General features: G+C 68.0%; 15 protein-coding genes and 1 pseudogene. 6 read left to right on the top strand and 10 right to left on the bottom strand.

The features are described from left to right. Positions 1 to 33 precede the first annotated feature (33 nt). On the bottom strand, positions 34 to 873 hold the full coding sequence (locus A5789_RS17895) for an SDR family oxidoreductase (protein WP_063910697.1): 840 nt from the start codon (positions 871 to 873) through the stop codon (positions 34 to 36). Between the two features lie 67 nt (positions 874 to 940). On the opposite strand from A5789_RS17895, the gene A5789_RS17890 reads away from it, so the two are divergent. Then, entirely contained in the window at positions 941 to 1,531 is a 591-nt protein-coding gene (locus A5789_RS17890; protein WP_063011361.1) for a TetR/AcrR family transcriptional regulator, read from the top strand. Between the two features lie 102 nt (positions 1,532 to 1,633). After that, on the top strand, positions 1,634 to 2,836 hold the full coding sequence (locus A5789_RS17885) for an MFS transporter (protein ID WP_064907136.1): 1,203 nt from the start codon (positions 1,634 to 1,636) through the stop codon (positions 2,834 to 2,836). 575 nt (positions 2,837 to 3,411) lie between these two features. Here A5789_RS17885 and A5789_RS17880 read toward each other — a convergent pair. The 3 genes and pseudogenes from A5789_RS17880 to A5789_RS17870 all read right to left on the bottom strand — a co-directional run. Further along, positions 3,412 to 4,635: pseudogene (locus tag A5789_RS17880) on the bottom strand (YibE/F family protein); the annotation flags it as partial. A gap of 463 nt (positions 4,636 to 5,098) precedes the next feature. Further along, positions 5,099 to 6,358, bottom strand: a complete 1,260-nt coding sequence (locus tag A5789_RS17875) for an aminotransferase class I/II-fold pyridoxal phosphate-dependent enzyme (protein ID WP_036523778.1) — start codon at positions 6,356 to 6,358, stop codon at positions 5,099 to 5,101. Between the two features lie 92 nt (positions 6,359 to 6,450). Beyond that, the gene (locus A5789_RS17870) at positions 6,451 to 7,461 is read right to left on the bottom strand and encodes an XRE family transcriptional regulator (RefSeq protein ID WP_231956649.1); all 1,011 of its coding nucleotides are present in this window, start codon (positions 7,459 to 7,461) and stop codon (positions 6,451 to 6,453) included. Between the two features lie 595 nt (positions 7,462 to 8,056). On the opposite strand from A5789_RS17870, the gene A5789_RS17865 reads away from it, so the two are divergent. The 3 genes from A5789_RS17865 (at position 8,057) to A5789_RS17855 (ending at position 10,239) form a co-directional block, all read left to right on the top strand. Then, complete coding sequence (locus A5789_RS17865) at positions 8,057 to 8,506, top strand: hypothetical protein (RefSeq protein ID WP_064903397.1); 450 nt, start codon at positions 8,057 to 8,059, stop codon at positions 8,504 to 8,506. Positions 8,507 to 8,659: 153 nt separating this feature from the next. Then, positions 8,660 to 9,328 carry a hypothetical protein gene (locus A5789_RS17860; protein ID WP_064903399.1) on the top strand — a complete coding sequence of 223 codons (669 nt, stop codon included), beginning with the start codon at positions 8,660 to 8,662 and terminating at the stop codon, positions 9,326 to 9,328. A 233-nt stretch (positions 9,329 to 9,561) separates the two neighbouring features. Continuing rightward, positions 9,562 to 10,239, top strand: coding sequence for a hypothetical protein (locus A5789_RS17855; RefSeq protein ID WP_030514312.1), 678 nt, complete (start codon positions 9,562 to 9,564; stop codon positions 10,237 to 10,239). A gap of 163 nt (positions 10,240 to 10,402) precedes the next feature. On the opposite strand, the gene A5789_RS17850 is transcribed toward A5789_RS17855, so the two are convergent. After that, positions 10,403 to 13,609, bottom strand: a complete 3,207-nt coding sequence (locus tag A5789_RS17850; protein WP_064903405.1) for a (Fe-S)-binding protein — start codon at positions 13,607 to 13,609, stop codon at positions 10,403 to 10,405. A 549-nt stretch (positions 13,610 to 14,158) separates the two neighbouring features. Between A5789_RS17850 and A5789_RS17845 the strand changes: the two genes are divergently transcribed. Next, positions 14,159 to 14,926: a hypothetical protein gene (locus A5789_RS17845; protein WP_227463074.1), complete on the top strand. Its 768-nt coding sequence runs from the start codon at positions 14,159 to 14,161 to the stop codon at positions 14,924 to 14,926. A gap of 88 nt (positions 14,927 to 15,014) precedes the next feature. On the opposite strand, the gene A5789_RS17840 is transcribed toward A5789_RS17845, so the two are convergent. The 5 genes from A5789_RS17840 to A5789_RS17820 form a co-directional block, all read right to left on the bottom strand. Then, on the bottom strand, positions 15,015 to 15,905 hold the full coding sequence (locus A5789_RS17840) for an NRDE family protein (RefSeq protein ID WP_064903401.1): 891 nt from the start codon (positions 15,903 to 15,905) through the stop codon (positions 15,015 to 15,017). Positions 15,906 to 16,044: 139 nt separating this feature from the next. After that, a complete protein-coding gene (locus A5789_RS17835; RefSeq protein ID WP_063019371.1) occupies positions 16,045 to 16,266 on the bottom strand; it encodes a hypothetical protein in 222 nt (73 codons plus the stop codon). Between the two features lie 140 nt (positions 16,267 to 16,406). Next, the gene (locus tag A5789_RS17830) at positions 16,407 to 17,753 is read right to left on the bottom strand and encodes a S1 family peptidase (RefSeq protein WP_063019369.1); all 1,347 of its coding nucleotides are present in this window, start codon (positions 17,751 to 17,753) and stop codon (positions 16,407 to 16,409) included. Between the two features lie 166 nt (positions 17,754 to 17,919). Then, entirely contained in the window at positions 17,920 to 19,311 is a 1,392-nt protein-coding gene (locus A5789_RS17825; protein WP_064903403.1) for a S1 family peptidase, read from the bottom strand. Positions 19,312 to 19,467: 156 nt separating this feature from the next. Then, a partial coding sequence (locus tag A5789_RS17820; protein WP_156773015.1) for a phosphopantetheine-binding protein occupies positions 19,468 to 19,733 on the bottom strand: 266 nt, incomplete at its 5' end.

The following is a 19,733-nucleotide window of genomic DNA, read 5'->3' as shown; positions in this document are numbered from 1 at the left end:
ACCCGCGGGGAGGCGTCGCGATCCGGTGCGGCATCAGCGGCCGGCCGCCGCGGCGCTGTCCAGCGCGTCGAGGGCGGCGAGTTCGGCGGTCAGTTCGGCGCGGATCGCGGTGATCGCGTCCCGGCCGATCGGTAGCCGCAGCGGCGGTGTGGGCGATTCGACGGCCGCGATGATCTGCTGCGCGGCATCGTCGGGATCGCCGTAGACGCTCGGGTCCAGGGTAGACAAACGGTCGAAGGCCGCTCGGACACTGGCGCCGTAGTCGGGATGCGTGACAGGCGTAATCCCCAGCGACGCAACGAAACCGGTGCCGAACATACCGGGCTCGACGATGGTCACATCGATGCCGAGATGGGCGACCTCCCGGAGCAGCCCCTCGTTCATGCCCTCGACGGCGAATTTCGTTGCGGCATAAAGGCCCAGGCCCGGCGACGGCGCGGCCACACCGGCTACCGACGAGATCTGCACGAGGTGGCCGCCCTTCTGCTCGCGCAATACCGGCAGTGCGGCGCGCACGACGTTGAGCGATCCGAACACATTGGTTTCGAATACCGCGCGCACTTCGCTGTCCGGAATCTCCTCGAGCGCACCGAACACCCCGTAGCCGGCGTTGTTCACGACCACGTCGATCCGGCCGAAGGCCTGCTTCGCGCGCGCGATCGCCTGCCGGGACTGCTCGGCGTCGGTGACGTCCAGCGGGGTCACCAGGATTCGCCCGGGATGCTCGTCCGCCAGTTCCCGCAGGGCCTGCGCGCGCTGAGGGTCGCGGGCCGTCGCCGCGATCCGGCCCCCGGCGGACGCGATCGCACGAGTCAGTGCCAATCCGAATCCGGAGGAGGTCCCTGTTATCAGCCACACCTTGTCTGTCGCCATCGCATGTCCTCACCTGCGGTTAATTAAGATACTGCTCGTATCGTATCCAAAAGGTTAGACTTGCGCCATGGTCGAGGTGAAACAGTCGCGCGGTCCGGGCCGGCCGCGCAGTGAACGATCCAGGCGCGCGGTGCTGGAGGCGGCCCGCGACCTGCTGACCGACCGCGGCCTGCCGGGCCTGAGTGTGGACGAGATCGCCGCCCGCGCCGGAGTCAGCAAAAACACCATCTACCGCTGGTGGCCCACCAAGGCGGCCGTCCTGATGGATGCGTTCACCGACGCCTTCGCGGACCGGATGAGCGTCCCCGCCGAGGGGGATGCCCTGACCCGTCTGCGCACCACGGTCCGCCGCGTGGCGACCTTGATGAGCGATCCCGACGCGCGACGTCCTTTCGTAGCCCTGGTCGCCGCCGCGCAGCACGATCCGGAATTGGCTGCGGCGCTGCGAGATCGGTTCATCGCCGGGCGGCGGGCCGAGGTGGGTGAGCTCCTCGCCGACGCCCGATCCGCCGGCCGCCTTCCCGCGGGTCTCGACCCCGACACTGCCATCGATCTGATCTACGGCGCCCTCTATTACCGGCTGCTGGTCAGTGGGGAGACCATCGATTCCGGCTATGCGGACCGAATTCTGACCGCGATGGGCCTCCTCCCGGACTGAACGACGCTGAACGAGTTGGCCGTCCGGTTCCCTCGGGAAGCGTCGACGGTCGCGTCCGATTAGCGCCAGCACCGGCCGGGACCGATTCCTAGCGTCGTGTTCATGGACAACGACCTGCTGATCGACACCCGTGCTCCGGTCCTGCGCACGGCCGTCGTCGGACTGATGGCGGTGGCGGCCGGGCTCGGCACCGCGACCATGTACGTACTGCAGCCGGGGATCGCGGCGGTGGCGGGATCGCTGCACGCGTCGGTCGCGGAAATGGGGATAGCGCTGGCGTGCGGGCCGGTCGGCTATCTGCTCGGGCTCGCCCTCCTGGTTCCGCTGGTGGACCGGTATCCACCTCGGACAGTGGTGTCGCTGCAGTTCGCCGCGCTCGCCGCGGCCTCGGCGATCGGCGCCGCGGCCGGGGCGATGTGGTTGCTCGGCCCGGTGATCGGCCTGATCGGTGCGGCCTCCTCGGTGGGTGCCCAGATGAGCTCGGTGGCAGGGCGTTTCGCGGAGCCGAGCCGGCATGCGACGGTGCTGGGAACCGTGACGGCGGGGATCTCGGCCGGAATCCTGGCCGGGCGAATCGTCGGCGGTTGGCTCACCGACCTCATCGGCTGGCGGGGCATGCTGCTCGTCTTCGCGGCGGCGTGTGTGGTGCTCGCGGCGGCGACCCGGGTCGTGCTGCCCGCCGCAACCGCGCCGGTCGCCTCCGGATATCTGGCGATGCTGCGCGGGCTGCCGGGACTGTTCACCCGCTGTCCGTCGCTGGGGTCGGCGGCCCTTCGCGGCACCTTGTGGTTCTTCGCCTTCTGCACGGTGTGGGGCGGTCTCGCGGCGGCCTTGTCACAGCCTCCGTTCTCCTACTCGTCCGAGCGAATCGGCTTGTACGCGTTCGCCGGACTGGCCGGTGTCGCCGCGACGCGCATCGCGGGAGCGTGGACGGATCGGGTGGGGGCGCGTCGTGTGATCCTGGTGGGTCTCGTCGTCGCCGGTACAGCCGCGGTGATACTCGCTGTCGCCCTGTCGAATACGGTGCTCGCCCTGCTCTGTCTCGGTCTGTTCGACGCGGGCCTGTTCGCGGCGCAGGTCGCCAATCAGAGCACGGTGCTGGCCATCGACCCGGGCTCACCCGCCCGGTTCAACAGCGCCTACATGGTCGTGTATTTCGTCGGGGGCAGTGCCGGCACCGCCTTCGGTGCGGCCGCGGTGAGCTGGTTCGGATGGGCTGTTACGGCGGTGATAGCAGCGCTGGCGATCGCGGCGGCAGGTACCCTCACCGCCGGTAGTCGAAAGCGCGTCGATCAATCCCCGTAACCCGTTGTGGGCCAAGAGGATCGGTTGCGCGGCGGGGGATCGTTGCGGGGGTATGGCTCGGCATCCGGTCGCGGTGGCCGGGTGGGCCAGCTCGGCCGGGGGTCGTCGTGAGGGCGGCCGGACGGGACGCGCCGGTGGCCGCCGGTGGGCTCTCCGGTGCGGCCGTCGATACGCCGGTGACTGCCCGTATCGGTCCGGCGATCATCGATGCGCCGGTGACTGCCCGTATCGGCCCGGGGATCGTCGATGCGCCGGTGGCCGCCGGTGTCGGCGCGGCGTTGGCCCCCGGTCGCATCGGGCGAGGGGGCGGTGCGGCGACGGGTGGGCGGCTCGGCCGGACGCCCTTCGACGCGGCGATGACTGCCCGTATTCGGTCCACCGCGGTGGTCGATGTGGTCGTGACCGGCCCTGTTCTCCCGGCCCTGCACGCGCCGACTTCCTGCGGTCTCGTCACGCGCGGCGACGCGGCGGTGGCTGCCGGTGGTCTCGGCCGCACTCTCCGCCCGGCGCCGGCCCGTGGCAACGGCACGGCGGGGTTCGGGTTCGGGCTCGTAGTCGTCGAAGCCGGCGCGTTGCCCGAAGGGGCGGGCCAGCAGGACCGCGATGGCGGTGGTCAAGGGCACCGACAGTGCGAGGCAGATGCCGCCGACCGCGGATCGGGTGATTTCGATGGCCACCGCATCACCGGTGAGCACGTCGCTGATGGAGCGCCCGGCGACGGAGAACATCAGCAGCAGCGGCAGCGCGCCGCCGGCGTAGGCCAGGACCAGGGTGTACACCGTGCTGGCGATGTGGTCGCGGCCGACGCGCATGGCGGCCGCGAAAACCTCACGCCGCGTTGCCTCTTCGTCGAGTGCGGCGAGTTCGAAAGCGGCCGAGGCCTGGGTGATGGTGACGTCGTTGAGCACACCGAGGGAGCCGATGATGAAGCCCGCGAGCAGCAGGCCGGTAATGCTGACGTGCTGGATATAGGTGGCGACGTTGGTGTTCTGCTCCTCGGACAATCCGGTCAGATTCGTCACCTCCAGCGCGACCCACGACAGCACCGCCGCGAGCACCATCGCGCTCAGTGTGCCCAGCAGCGCCGAACTGGTCCGCAGATTGACGCCGTGCGCCAGATAGAGGACCGCGTAGAGAATCAGCGCTCCCGAGACGAGGGCAACCGGCAGCGCGGGCTTCCCGTCGAGCAGTGCGGGCAGCAGGAATACGACCAGCACCCCGAAGGCGAACACCAGGCCGAGCACGGCGCGCAAACCGCGCCACCGCGCCACCGCGACGATCACCACCACGAAGACGAGCGTGATCAGCAGCAGGGGCATGCCGCGCGAATAGTCGTCGAAGGAATAGATGGTGGTTCCGCTCGGGTCGTCCTGGCGAACCAGCCGAATGTGGTCTCCGGCATGCAAATCGGGTTGTCCCGGCCCCGGCGCGATTTCGAGCAGCGTACGGCTGCCTTTGTTCGGCCCCGATTCGATCGAGACCAGACTGCGCTGGCAGGTGTAGGCATTGGTCGGCGGTGGTTGCGGAGTATCGGGAAACGCGCGCCCGTTCGACGGACTCCCGCACGGCCCCATATCCTGCATCGCCACGGTCCCGGCCTCGGTCTGCACCGCCCCGCCGCCACCGTTCTGCATCGGCAACGGAATATCCACATGCTGCCGACTGGGCCACAACCAGATCATGGCGATCACGACGATCACCCCGATCGCGGTGAGCACCCCCACCACCACCCGAGCCGCCGTAGCCCCGATAGCAATGGGCCCGGAATGGTCATGATGGTGATGATGATGCTCGCTCACCGCAGGGAGCTTAAAGGAACTTATTTTCAACAGCAGCGCGTACTACGTCTCCGCGTGCTTTGGCCGGATTCGCGCCCGCCCCAGCCTCAAAGAACACCCGCACACCTGATCACGCAAGAACATGGGTAACTCACCGGGCACGGGCTAACAGAACCAATCGACCATCCGCCGGCCGCCAACGCACAGAACCACGCACCTGAATCAGGCCGAAATTCGCGGGGAGGCGGGGGAGTGCGGGCGGCGGAGAGCAGGGGGATGTCTCCGCCGCCCGAAAGGGATCCGACGGCCCAGGGGGGGTAGGCGGTCGAATCCAGGGCCGAGCGGCCCAGGGGGGGTAGGCGGCTCGGCCGGGCACTGTGAGTGCCGAGGACTACTGTACACAAAAGTTCGAAGTTTGCGCCAGTAAAGTCTTCAAAAACCTACTTTTCCAAACTCCCGGTTTGTTTTTGGCATGTTCCCGGCCCTACTGGCGGTAGCTGGAGAGGAAATTGCCGAAGCGCTCGATCGCCACGGCCAGATCCCGGGCCCACGGCAGCGTCACGATGCGCAGGTGATCGTGCTGCGGCCAGTTGAAGCCGGTGCCCTGCACCATCAGGATCTTCTCCTGAAGCAGCAGGTCGAGCACCAGTTTTCCGTCGTCGTGGATGTCGTGCACCTCGGGATCCAGCCGCGGGAACGCGTACAGCGCGCCCTTCGGCTTCACGCACGAGACGCCGGGGATCATATTGAGCTTCTCCCACGCCACATCGCGCTGCTCGAGCAGCCGCCCGCCGGGCAGGATCAGATCCTCGATGCTCTGGTAGCCGCCGAGCGCCACCTGAATCGCGTGCTGAGCGGGCACGTTCGGACACAGCCGGGTGGAGGCCAGCAGGTCGATGCCCTCGAGGAATCCGGCCGCGTGTTCCTTGGGGCCGGTGATGACCAGCCAGCCGGACCGGTATCCGGCCACGCGATAGGCCTTGGAGAGGCCGTTGAAGGTGAGGCACAGCAGGTCGGGAGCCAGGCTGGCGAGCGAGATGTGCTTGGTGTCGTCGTAGAGGATCTTGTCGTAGATCTCGTCGGCGAGCAGCAACAGCTGATGTTTACGAGCGAGGTCCACGAGCTGCTGCAGCACCTCCGACGAGTACACCGCGCCGGTGGGGTTGTTCGGGTTGATCACCAGCAGGGCCTTGGTCTTGTCGGTGATCTTCGATTCGATATCGGCCACATCCGGCTGCCAGCCGTTGGACTCGTCGCACAGGTAGTGCACGGCGGTGCCGCCGGCGAGACTGGTCATGGCGGTCCACAGCGGATAGTCCGGTGCGGGGATGAGCACCTCGTCGCCGCTGTCGAGCAACGCCTGCATCGTCATCGTGATCAGTTCGGAGACGCCGTTGCCCAGGTAGACGTCGTCCACGTCGAATTCGGGGAAGCCGGGGACCAGCTCGTACCGGGTCACGATCGCGCGGCGCGCGGGCAGGATGCCCTTGGATTCGGAGTAGCCCTGCGCGTACGGCAGCGCGGCGATCATGTCGCGCATGATCACATCGGGGGCGTCGAAACCGAACGGCGCCGGGTTGCCGATGTTCAGCTTCAGGATGCGATGGCCCTCGGCCTCCAGTCGTGCCGCATGTGCGTGCACCGGCCCACGGATTTCGTAGAGAACGTTCTGGAGCTTCAGGGACTGCTCCAGAATCCGGGGCGGCTGATGCGGTGACTGACTGGTAGGGCTCACCTGTTCAATGGTGCCACCGCCCCGCAACTGCATATCCGAGGCATCGCGCCCGCGCCGTATCGGCGTTGCGCCGGTCACATCGGGGCCGGCGCGCCCGCCGCTCAGGTCGGCGGATTGGCCGGCAGCATCCCGGTGGCGACCGTGGTGCCGCAGAACTCCTCGATCCGTTCGTCCAGACGGCGCGCCTCGACCGCGTCGCGGAAGCGGGGAGTGGCGATGCGACGGCGCAGTCCGGTGAGCCGCTCCTCGAGTTGGGCGATGCGGCGATCCTCGGAGAGTTCGAGTACCGGACTGAGTGCGTCGCCGGCGCCGTCGAGACTGCCGTTGATCAGCTGGGCCGCCGCGTTGTCGACCCGCGCGAGCGCCTCGGCTCCGTACGACCGCTGTTCGCGGGGGCCGCCGCTGTACAACTCGATGGTGCGCTGGGTTTCGGCCAGGGCCGGTTCGGCCTGGCCGAGATGGATGTAGGTGGCGCCGGCGTAGTAATGACTCTTGGCCTCCGGGAAGCCGAAGACACCGCCGGTCTCGTCGTGCAGTTCGTCGGTGCCGGTGCCCGCGCGTGCGGCCTCGGCGGCGCGGATGCAGCGTTCGGCGTCCGCGGCGCTGCCGAGTTTGGACCAGATGCGCGCCTCGATGTTGTGCAGCCGGACCTTCGCGGTCACCGAGTCGGCGTACTGCTGACCGTTCTGCGCGAGTGCCACCGCCCGGCGCGGCCGCTCGGACCAGTATTCGATCAGCGCCTGCATGCCGCGCGTCCACGCGCGTAATCCGTTGTGGCCGCACAGTTCCGCATAGGCCCAGGCCGCACGGGCCTGTTCTCCGGCGGCGTCGAGATGTCCGAGATCGGTACTGGCGTTGGCCAGCAGACCCGACAGCGTTCCGGCCAGCAGATACAAATGGCTTGTGTCCGCGGGCTTCTGGTGGCCTTCGAGCAGCCGGTACACCCGCCGGCGCACCCGCAGCATCTCCACCATCATCGGAACCGGCGGCACGTGGACATACTCTCTGGCGATGCGGGTGGCATCGGCGTCGAGCTGTTCCAGCGCGGAGGCGCCGACGTTACTCGCCTCGGCGCGACCGGCGTGCTCGCTGGCTTCGTGGGCAGCCGCCATGATCAGATCCCTCTCCGAAATCTCGGCTAACGCATCACCTCTCATCGCACCTGCGTCTACGAGTGCCAAAAGTTCCGCGTCGCTCGAATACTTGCTGCGCGTCGAATGACCTTGACGCACCTCGAATTCCGGTTCCGGCCGATCGATGACGGGCTGATCGATCATGGCCGCGAACCGTGCCCGCACGACTTCGTCGGACCTGGCGAGTGATGTGTCCAGCGCGGCCTGGTTGACCGGGCGCGGATGCACCCGGGCACCGCCAGCCTCCCATTTCGACACCAGGCGTTCGTGTACACCGAGATGGGCCGCGAACTCCCTGATGCTCATGCGTTTGGCATCGCGGAGGGCGCGGGCTTCCTTACCTGACCACTGCCGGACCACGATGTCATCCCTTCCGCGCGAACTGGTCTCCAGAGTACGAGCGGACGGTGATCACGGCCACAACCGAAACCGAGCTGGTACAGGGGAATTGGCTGGTCCCGGCGGTTTGGGCAGTGAAAGGGCAGTGCAGGGCGCGTGTGGGGGCGTTTCGGGGACGTCGCAGTGGCGGGAGCCTTGAAGATATCGAGAGAGTCGCCGTGAAGGTCGGGAAACTGTGAACGTCGAGAAGCTCAGAACCGCCGACGATTGGGTGATGTTCTATCGGCATCACGCCGGTCTGACATGTATCCAGCGTGGGGGATTCGTCACGCTGCCGGTGACCGGCGCCGTCGGTGTCGTGCATCTGCCGGCCGACCGCGCCGAAGCGGTGTGCCGATCGCTGACCGAACACGGCGGGTGCGGGCCGGTGCTGGCCCGGCGCGCGCGCTGGAGCTTTCTCGTATTTCCCGACAGCCGGCCCGGTGGGCAGATCGCGGAGATTCTGCAGCGTCTCGATATCGGCATCCCGGCCGACGGCGGCGAGACCATGATGCCCACCAGCCTGGGTCGATGGACCCGCGAGGGTTGTCACTGGATCGTGCCGCCGGGGCCCGACCTGGAACTTCCACCCCTTTCGATAGTCGTCACGACGGCGCTGGCGGTGGGAAGAGGCGGCGAGGACTGAACCCGCAGACCGGTCCTCGCCGCTGCCGATCCGGGTCCGCCTCGTTGCCTGTCGGGGGCGGACCCGGATTCGGAACGTGGATACAATCACATCCGGAACAGTCCTTCTTCAGATTTGACCCATTTGTGACATGTTGACGTTTAAGATTGCCGGATGAAGCTCCAGCGCCTTACCGCGATATCCGCACTGGTCGTCGGCGCCGTCACCGCCGGAACCACGGCCGCGCACGCCGAACCGGCCGCCGCACCCCAACCGGCGGCGATCAAGTACTCCATGAGACTCGTCGACAAGACCGTGGTGACCACCCTGCAGGGCGGCACCTTCCGGATCGCCGCGGACGGCAAGTCCTACGCCATCACCGATCCCCACGGCGCCACCGCGGTCTCACTGCCGACCGAGGTGCGCGTCGCCGGGACCGAGGTGCCGGTGACACCGGTGGTCAAGAACGACGGCACCGTCCTCGAGTTGACGCCGCAGCGCACCGTCACCGTCGACAAGCCGGTCACCGTACAACCGATCGCCTCGCCGCTGGAGAACCATCGCGCGATGAACGACTTCGAAACCAATTTCGGCGTCGCGACCGCCGTCGGCACCTTCCTGGGTACCGCTGTCGGCGCCATCATCGGCGGTGTCACCGGCTGCATCCTGGGTTTGCCGCTGCTGGGTGTCGGGTGCATTCCGGCCGCGGTCGCCGGCGCCGGTATCGGTGGCATCCTGGGCACGATCGCGATCGGCGGTCCCGCGCTGGCGATCACCGGATTGGACATGATCGGCACCCTGTCGGCCGCGCCGGGTACGACCAAGTGGGCCGACGACAAGTAGGTCCGGTTCCGGCCGACCGCGGTCCGACTGTGCCGCAACCCGATTCGCGGCACAGTGCCTTGTGACGGCCCCCAGTACTGGGGGCTCCTCCGCTGGTGGGCATGCGCGTAACATCGACCCGCTTGCGTGGCCGAAAGTGGTGAGCTCGAAGCGAATTCACCGCAAACCCGCAGGTGTGACGGCGCTCGTCGAGGGGGCGGGCGCCGAGATTCGATGACGGAATGGAAGTATCGATGAATCTCCGCAGCCTCACCGCGGCCTCCGCGCTGACGATCGGCGCACTGACCGCCGGGCTGACCACCGCCCACGCCGACCCGGCTCCCACGCCGGAGCAGACCGGGATCAGGTACTCGGTCAAACTCGTGGACAAGACGGTCGTGACGACCTTGCAAGGGGGGACCTTCCGGCTGGCGCAGGACGAGAAGTCGTACTCCGTCACCGATTCCCACGGCGCCACCGTGGTTTCGCTGCCCACCGATGTGCGCGTCGACGATGTCGCCGTTCCGGTGAAGCCGGTGGTGAAGAACGACGGCACCGTCCTCGAACTGACGCCGCAGAAGACGATGACCACCGACCATCCTGTCACCGTCCAGTCGATCGCGTCGCCGCTCGAGAACCAGCGCGCGATGAACGACTTCTCCACCCAGTTCGGACTCGCCACGGCCGTGGGCGGATTCGTCGGCACCGCGATCGGCGTCGTGGTCGGCGGAATCACCGGCTGCATCCTGGGCCTGCCGCTGCTCGGCGTGGGCTGCATCCCCGCCGCGATCGCCGGCGCCGGCGTCGGCGGCATCCTCGGCACCATCGCCGTCGGTGGCCCCGCACTCGGCATCGCGGGTATGGACCTGATCAACACCCTGCAGGCCGCCCCGGGAACCAGCAAGTGGGCCAAGGACTCCGCGGGCAACTAGGAGTTACACACCATCGAAGGCCGGTCGCTCGCGCAGCGGCCGGCCTTCGGCGTTGCGGCGAACCCGCCGCTATCCGTGGATGCTCCGATTCGCAGGCCGGTAGTGCCGGAAACGACACGGGGGCGCTGCCGGTGTCGGCAGCGCCCCCGTGCGGTGAGGCGAACTACTTCTTGCGGCCCGGGGCCTTCGCTCCGGACTTGAAGCCCAGGCCACCCGGCTTGGCGGTCGGAGGCTGGACCTCACCGTTGCCGCTGTCGGCGGATTCGGTAGAGGCCGCCGGTGCCTCCGGTGCGGGAGCCGACTCGGTCGCCGGAGCCTCGGTCTCGGCTGCTTCGCCGCCGGCCGCTTCGGCCGGTGCCGCGCCGTTACCGGATTCCTTTGCCGCCGGGGCGGATTCGGAAGCGGCGGGCGCGGCGGTGCCCGGGGCCTTGGGGCCGGGGCGCTTGAAGCCGGACTTCATCGCCAGACCCTTCGGCGCCACCGTCGGTTTGGTTTCGGTGGGGCCGGTGGACGTGGCGGTCGGAGCCGACTCGGCCGGTTCCGCGGGCGCCTCCGAAGCGGGCGCCTCGGCCGGGGCTTCGCTCGCGGGCTTGGCGCCCGGAGCCTTCGCCTTGCCCTTCATGGCGAGGCCCTTGCCGCCGGGTGCCTTCGCGGCACCCTTCATGGCCAGGCCGCCGGGCTTGGCGGTCGGTGCCGCCGGAGCCTCGGCGCTCTCGGCTGCCGGAGCCTCGGCTGCGGACGCCTCTGCCGCGGGGGCCTCGGCGGGCTTCGGAGTTGCCTTGGCGCCCGGTGCTTTCGCCGCGCCCTTCATGGCCAGGCCCTTGCCGCCGGGTGCCTTCGCGGCGCCCTTCATGGCCAGACCACCCGGCTTGGCGGCGGGCGCTTCCGCGCTCGCCTCGGCGGCCTCGGGCTCCGGAGTCGCCTTGGCGCCCGGTGCTTTCGCCGCGCCCTTCATGGCCAGGCCCTTGCCGCCGGGTGCCTTACCGCCACCCTTCATCGCCAGGCCCTTACCGGCGGCCGGGGCGGCCTGCTCGGCAGGCGCCTCCGCCTCGGTGACCGCGGCTTCGGCAACGGCGGCCGGTGCGGCCGCGGCTTCGGCGACCGGTTCGGGAGCCTTGGGCTGCTGGACCACCTTCAGGTTCTCCGACAGCGCCGCGGGCTCGACCCGGTCGATCGACTGCAGCATCAGCTGCGCCACGTCCACGACCTCGACGCCCTGGCCGACCCCGCCGGAATCCTTGCGCGCGGTCACACCGTCGGTGAGCATCACGCGGCAGAAGGGGCAGCCGGTGGCGATCAGCGACGGCGAGTTACCGCCGTCCAGGGTGGCCAGCGCCTCGTCGGTCCGGTCGAGGTTGACTCGCTTTCCGAGTTGTTCCTCCATCCACATGCGGGCACCACCGGCGCCACAGCACATCGAACGCTCGCCGTGGCGCGGCATCTCGCTGACCTTCGCACCGGAGGCGGCCATCAGCTCACGCGGCGCGTTGTAGATCTTGTTGTGCCGGCCCAGGTAGCAGGGGTCGTGATAGGTGACCTTCTCCGACACCGGCTTCACCTGAACGAGCTTGCGCTGCCGCACCAGCCGGTTCAGCAGCTGCGTGTGGTGCACGACCTCGTAGGTGCCGCCCACCTGCGGATACTCGTTGTTGAGCGCGTTGAAGCAGTGCGCACAGGTGACGACGATCTTCTTCTTCGACGGCTCCACGCCCTCGAAGACCGAATTCAGCGTCTCGATGTTCTGCATCGCCAACTGCTGGAACAGGAATTCGTTACCCGCGCGGCGAGCCGAGTCACCGGTACAGGTTTCCTCCGCACCCAGCACCATGAATTTCACGCCGGCCGTGGCGAGCAGTTCGGCGACGGCCTTGGTGGTCTTCTTGGCACGGTCCTCGTAGGCACCGGCACAGCCGACCCAGAACAGATATTCGTATCCGTCGAAACTCTCGGCGTCCTGGCCGAATACCGGAATATCGAAGTCCAGCTCCGACATCCAGTTCAAGCGATCCTTGGCGTTCTGGCCCCAGGGGTTGCCCTTGTTCTCCAGATTCTTGAACAGACCGGCCAGCTCGGAGGGGAATTCCGATTCGATCAGAACCTGGTAGCGACGCATATCGATGATGTGGTCGACGTGCTCGATATCCACCGGGCACTGCTCGACACAGGCGCCACAGGTGGTGCAGGACCACAGCACCTCGGGGTCGATGATGCCGTTGACATCCTCGCCACCGACCAGCGGACGCTCGGCCTCGGCCTTGGCCGCCTCCGAGATCTTCGCCAGCGCGGCCTCGTTCGGCTTGCCCTCGGCGTCGACCAGGCCGACCTCGTCGCCGCCCATATCCTTACGGCCACCGGCGAGCAGGTAGGGCGCCTTGGCCGCACCGTGGTCGCGCAGCGACATGATCAGCAGCTTCGGCGAGAGCGGTTTACCGGTGTTCCACGCCGGGCACTGGCTCTGGCAGCGACCGCATTCGGTGCAGGTGGTGAAGTCCAGCCAGCCCTTCCAGGAGAAGTCCTCGATCCGCCCGGCGCCGAGGGTGTCGGTATCGGGGTCGACGTTCTCCATATCCAGGGCGCGGCCCTTGGACATCATCGGCTTGGCCGCACCCAGGGCGACGCCGCCGTCGTCCTCACGCTTGAAGTAGATGTTGAAGAAGGCGGAGAACCGGTGCCACGCCACACCCCAGGTGATGTTGCGACCGACGTAATAGAGGAATGCCATACCCGACATCAGCTTGATGAAGGCGAAGATCGACACCATCGTCGCGTTGGCGGGCAGCAATTCGGCGACCCGCATCGTGAAGAAGTCGGTCGCGGGGTTGCCCTCGCCGTTCAGCGCGATCTTGCCGGCCTTGACGAAGATCATGCCGAGGCCTTCCATCAGCACGATCGCTTCGATCACATAGGCGGGCCCGAACTTCGAACCGCTGAAGCGCGAGAGGCGCTGCGGGATCCGCGGGTGATTGAGCTGGCGAATGGTGATCAGCGTCAGGATGCCGACCACCGTTCCGATGCCCATCAGCTCGTCCCAGAAGTGGTACACACCCCAGTTGCCGATGATCGGCCAATGGAATTCGGGGTCGAACGTCTGCCCGTACGCCTCGAACCAGAGGATGGCGCCGGTGATGAAGCCGATCATCACCAGCCAGTGCGCCCAGCCGACGGTGCGGAACTTGTTCATGCGGGTATGGGCGATGAACTCGACCAGCATCGTCTTGAGGCGTGGGAAGAACGGCCGCCAACGATCGGGTGCCGGCTGACCGACCCTGATCGCGCTGAAGATCTTCCACGCGCCGCCGATGAACGACGCCCAGCACACCAGGCTGAGCACCGCTCCAATCGTGCCCAGCGTCACTGTCAGGGCATTCATGTCGCGACCTTCCTTCGGTTCCACGAGCATTCCGGCGACCGGGCTGGGGTCGCCGTCGGTTGCTCGTATCGTAACGGGCAGTAAGTTACCCGCCGGTAACTTATCTGTCCATCGTATGATGCACGAGTGGTCTATCCCAGGTTGTGGGGTCCAACCGTACTGGGGGTGTGACCGTTCTCACGTGTTGTCCTGCGGTTTTGGCGTGGGCGCGGTCGTCTGACACGGTAAATCCCGGCAAATCCGGTGCTCAAGCCAGGACAGGCTTACTCGCCGCGAAGGCGAACCGTTGTGGAATTCCGCGTTAATTGTTAGGGCACATAACAATTCTCGCTTTCGGTCGGGGTATTCGACTAAGCTCACCTCGTCCTGCTTGCTGTGTGCACCTTCACACTGCTCGGGGAGGTCCGTCAGGTTTGAAGTCGGGGTTGATGGCCTGATGGATGCGTGGGCTCTCGCGGAGAAGTTGCGTGCGGCAAACCCTGATGACGGATTGGAAACCGAATGAAGCTCCGCAGAGGTACTGCGGTCGCCGCTATGGTCATCGGCGCAATGACCGTGGCGTTGGGAACTGCCAACGCCGACCCTGCCCCGGCCCCGGCCCCGGCCGCCGACGCCAAGCCGGGGATCGACTACTCCACCAAACTGGTCGACAAGACTGTCGTCACCAAGCTCAAGAACGGCACGTTCGAGCTCGTGGAGAAGCACGGCGCGACTCCCGACCAGAAGCAGCAGGTCGTCGACATCAAGGACCAGGCCGGCAATGTCGCCCTGGAGATGCCGATCGACTACCGGATCGCGGGCGTTCAGATTCCGATCAAGCCGGTGCTCAAAGACAACGGCACGGTACTCGAGCTGACGCCGGACAAGCCCGCCAACGTCGACCTGACCAAGCCGGTCGCCGCCGCCCCCGTGGCCGCGGTCGCGGACACGAAGGTCGACCAGCAGGCGCCGATCCAGGCCGATAAGCCGGTTCTGGTCGCCAAGGATGTCGCCTCGCCGATCGAGAACCAGCGCGCGATGAGCGACTTCGCCACCAAGTTCGGTCTGGCGACCGCGATCGGTGGTTTCGTCGGTACCGCCATCGGCGCCGCGATCGGTTGTGTCGTGACGATCGTCGCCGGCTGCATCCCGGGTCTGGTGACCGGCGCCGGCGTCGGCGGCATCGTGGGCACCGTCGCGGTGGGCGGCCCTGCTCTGGTCGCGGCGGGCGTCGAGCTCGTCAACACCATGCAGGCTGCCGACGGCACCACCCAGTGGTCGGATGCGGCCATGGCGGCGGCCAGCGGCCAGGCGCAGCAGGCCAACCAGCCGAAGTAGTTCGCGGCGCAGAGCCGGTCATCGGCCGGCTCCTGGACGTGTACGGCCCGTCTTCCGCACGGAAGGCGGGCCGTTGTCGTTGTGGCGGTCAGTCCGCGAACCGCAGCCGCCCGGTGTAGCTCACCTCGCCGAGCGGTGTGCCGAATTCGGCGAAGGACCGTTCGGCGATCTCGAAACGTCCGTCCTCGCGGACCAGGAGGACTGTGCTGCAGCGGGTTCCGTGCCAGTCGTTGGCGACGAAGCGGGCCGATACCGAGCGTTCCTGATCCGGCGACAATCCGGTGTGCGGTAGTTCGGCGTCGGGTGCGATGGCGCGGTCGGCCAGGACGTCGAAGTAGTCCTCGACAGCGGGCGAACCGACTATCGCGCTCAGCGCGCGCACGCCGTCGCGCACCTTCGGCCACGCTGTGGCACCGCTGTCGGTGTGCACGGTGCCGTCTCCGGTGCCCCCGCTCTCCGCGGTCCGACCATCCGCGATGCCTGCCGTCCGTTCGGAACCGGGAAGGGTCGAACCGAGGAGGGCGGCATTGGACAGCCCGTGTACTCCCGGCGGGAGGGCCAGCGGAGTGGCCTCGCTGCGATTGCTCTGCCACCACAGCGTCTCCAGATCGGAGACCACCAGGTTGTAGCCGTTGTAGTCGTCCAGATCGGCCGCGGTGGTACGAACGAACTTCTCCGGGGCCGTGGAGGCGGTCAGATAGTCCATCAGCAGGGCGCCGCGGGAGCGGGCATCGGTGCGCCTCTCGTTCGGGCCGCGCACATTGGTGACGGTCGCGAACCGGCCGGCCTCGGGGACGATCCCAAGCCAGGTGCCCGGCACGCCGTCCGGAGCTCCGAGATCACGCCCGGCCAGCAGGTTCGGCCGCTCCGGCCACCAGCGCATCGATTCGGTTGGGCGCGTGTAGAACTCGTCGCGATTGCCCGCCACGATCAGCCGATACTCCGGATGCGCGCGCCACCCGATCAACACCAGACACATAACTCCAGCATGCCCCAGCCGCTGTGCCGGCACTATCGCGGCCGCGGCCACCGAGCCTCGTCACCGGCGCGCGAAGGCGCCCCGTCGGCGCGAGCCACAGTGGGCTCGGTGCTGCCGACGAGGCGCCTCCTCGTGGCGATCAGCCGACCGGGATGGTGGGCGGATTGCAGTCGGCGGTCCGTCCGCCGCCCGACAGGGTGTCCAGCAGGCAGCCGAGGTTGATCTGGCTGCTGCCGGAAGACAGACCGGCGGTATCGGACGCGGCTACCGGCGTGGCGGTCGTCGCCGATGCGATGGGGGCGGCGACGAGAAGTGAAGTGGCGCAGAGCAAACCGGCGGCGAAAAGCTTCGTTGTGAACATGCGTGCGATCCTTCCATCCGGCAGCGCGGAGAAGGATCCCCGAATTGCGCTGCCCCGAATGCTCGGGGCACACCGGTTCCCGCCCCGGATACGACGAAAGCCCGGCATTGCTGCCGGGCCTTCGACGATGCTCGAAGCGCTCAGTTGGTGCGAACCCGCAGACCCGGGTTGTCGGAGAGCACCTGGTTCACCGGCTGCGCGAACAGCTGGGGCGCGTCACCGGTCAGGGCGCCGATCAGGTTCGGGATCTCGCAGATCGGGTAGTCGGCCACCGAGGAGGCGCTGGAGATGCCCAGGGCCATGGTGCCGGTGACGATCGGGCCGCCCGAATCACCCGGCAGCGCACAGATGTTCGCCGAGAAGGCCTGGGTCAGGTCACGGTCACCGACCTGCACGGTCTGATCCACGGCGTTGACCACGCCGCAGCTGAAGCCGGTGCGCGAACCCGACTTGCAGACCGGGGCGCCGACGACGGGATCGGCCACACCGGTGATCGCGATCGGCGCGGCACCGGGGACCCGGACCAGGTTGTTGGCGAAGCGATCCCGGCTGCCGCCATCGATCGAGACGATCGAGTAGTCCTGGTTGCCCAGGATCGACTTCTGGAACGAGCCCAGCTGGGCGCCGATGTGGTTGCCCGGCAGCAGCTCGAACATGCCCGGCGCGTTCGCGGTACCGGCGGCCGGAATGTTCGGATCGCAGTGTCCGGCAGTGATGTTCACCGGGTTGCCGTTGCGGTCCTCACCGTTGAAGCCGGTGGAGCAGACCAGCTGCATCTTGCCGGCCACCGAGGCGTAGGCGTCTCCGCCGGCGCGGGGAGCGTTGGGCTGCTCACCGGCAACCGGCTTCACCTGCGCGTCGGACTCCGGCGGGCCGACCGGGGGAGCGGCCATCACGATCACGTGCGCCGGGTCGACGAAGCCCGGCATCGGCACGCCGGCCTTGTCCACGCGCACCGCGATGCTGTTGTTGACGGTATCGATCACGACGCCGCGCACGGCCTGCACGACGGCCTCGGGCTGGCCCGAGAGCCACTGCTGGAAGGCGTTCTTCTCGCTGCGCAGCACGGTCTGGCTCTTGGCCACGTCCTTCACGCCGAATCCGGCGTCCTGAGCGGCCTTCTTCGCCTCGTCGAGGCCCTGGCCCGGGGCCAGCGCCACCACGGCCTTGCCGGCGTCATCGAGCCACGCGCCCGCGAACGCCTGCGGGAACTGACGCTGCGCGGTGGCCGTGAAGGCCGCCACGTGCTGCGCCACATCGGCGCGGTGCAGGTACTCCTCCGGCGAGATCTTCAGGTCGCGCTGCACGGCCGCGACGAGATCGGCAGGCAGGTTCGGGGCCGGGGCGGGCGCGGGGTCCGCGGACGAGGTCGCCGCGAGCGGCCCGAGAACCAGAACCGCCGCCGAGGCGGCGACGGCCGCGCTGCGGAGGCGGGTGCGCGGGGCACGTCCCGCGGCGGACGAAAGTCGGATGCGTGGCAGGAGCATGAGGCGACTATATGGGGTTTGCGCGGCTATGCCTACTTGTCGCGGACTTTGGCCGAACTCACACCGGGCATACCGGAAATCGATACCCGCTGTTCACCCGGTCCGTATCGCGCCGAGGGGCACGTCCGCTCCGGCGGACGTGCCCCTCGGCGCAGTGGAAGGATCGTCAGCCCGCGTTCGGGCGCGTACGCACCGTGATGCCGGCGCCCAGGCCGCCACCGGAATTGGCGTCGATATCGCTGAGGATCTGCCGGATCGGGATGCCCAGCGTGGCGGTGCCGCCGTACTGCGCCAGATCCATGTTGGCGGCCTTGCAATCGGGTGCGTCGGCGGCGTTGGAACCGCTGGTGATGCCCAGGGCGAGAGTGCCCGAGACGATCGCCCCACCGCTGTCGCCACCGAGCGTGCACGCCGAGCTGGCGAAGCCGCGCACGGTCTTCGAGTCGCCCTCGGCGGTGAACAGCGCCGTCTCGACCCGGTCGGCCACCACGAACCCGCAGGTGAAGGTGGACGACTGCCCCGACTTGCAGATCGGGGCGCCGGTGATCGGTTCGGCGGTTCCGGTCAGCGTGAGGGTGGTGCCGTTGCCGCCGCGCACCGAGGGCTGGTCCATGCCGGCGGTGATCGCCCGCTCGTTGAGCTTGATCACCGAGTAGTCCAGTCCGGTGCTGCCGCCCAGCTGCGCCTTCACGAAGGTGCCGAACTGTGGGCTGGCCTTCAGGTTGCGCACGTTCGGCAGGTAGACCCCGGCCTCGGAGTTGCCCTTGCCCACGTTCGGATCACAGTGTCCGGCACTGATATTCAGCGCGTTCCCGGCGGCGTCGATGCTGTTGAAGCCGAAGGAGCAGACGTCCACCGACTTCAGCGCGGAATCGTCGAGGGAGGTAGGAGCGCTGATGTAGGTGTCGCCCGCCATCGGTCGGTGCTCGACCGGGCCGCCGCCGTCGGGCGAGAGCACGACCTTGACGTTGGCGATCAGGGTCGGAAGGTTCAGCAGGTGACCGGCCGGGGTGTTCGCGACGCTCAGCACCAGCTGGCTGTTCAGGAAATCGATGGCGACCGAATTGATCCCGGCCGACAGTTCCCGCGGCAGCCCGCCGATCCACTTGACCAGCTGGTCGAGCGAGCTCTCCAGATTGTCGGCCGAAATCGGCGCCAGGCGAGTCTGATATCCGGCGGAGTTGGCGATGCGCGCGGCGTCGAGCGAGGTCACCGCCATCACCGGCTTGCCGTCGGCGCCGAGCCACGCCCCGGCGAAAGCCTGCGGGTGTGAGGAGCGGAATTCGCGGGCGTAGTCGCGCAACTGCTGGGCACGGGCGGCACGGTCCAGATACTCCGCGGGCGACATCTTCAGATCGCGGCCGATGGCCTGCACCAGTTCGGGCGGCAGCGTGTCGGCCGCCGACTGGGCCGGCGCCGGATCGGCGAGCGCGGGCGATGTGGCGATCCACGGGCCGAGAAGCAGAGTCGAAGCGAGGGCGACAGCAGCAGTTTTCACCGACGAGCGTGCCACCGAGGCGCGTCCGACCGTGGCGCGACGCGCCGCCAACTTGCGCATGGAGTCCCTTCGTCAGGCACATACGTGCCGGCCACCCGTGGGCGGTAAACCATTGGGTGGCAACAGCCCTCGACCATCAAACAGACCGCTCGCCCGGTGCGACGTCCGGAACGACCGGTCAGCGCATCACTTTAGGGCACAACGGCGTGAGTTTCGCTACGAAATCATCACGGAGTCGGTGACTAGGAGAACTGCAGGCCCGGCGGCAGCGGCAATCCGGGCACCGGTTCCAGACCGTTGGGCGTGGTCGTGGTGGTGCGCGGAGTGGTCGTGGGCCGTTGCCACGTGGTGGTCCCCGGCGGCGTGGTCGGCGTCGGAGTCACGGTCGGCGTGGGCGGCGGCGGTGGCGCGGGTGGCGACGAGGCTGTTGCCGCCGAGGTCGAAGAAGTTGTCGTCGGCGCCGATGGTGGTGTCGAGGCCGA

It is taken from the genome of Nocardia sp. 852002-51101_SCH5132738 (genome assembly GCF_001665695.1).
Taxonomy (GTDB): Bacteria; Actinomycetota; Actinomycetes; order Mycobacteriales; family Mycobacteriaceae; genus Nocardia; species Nocardia nova.
Note: the sequence above shows the minus strand (reverse complement) of the source record. Positions and strands in the feature narration are given on the sequence as shown.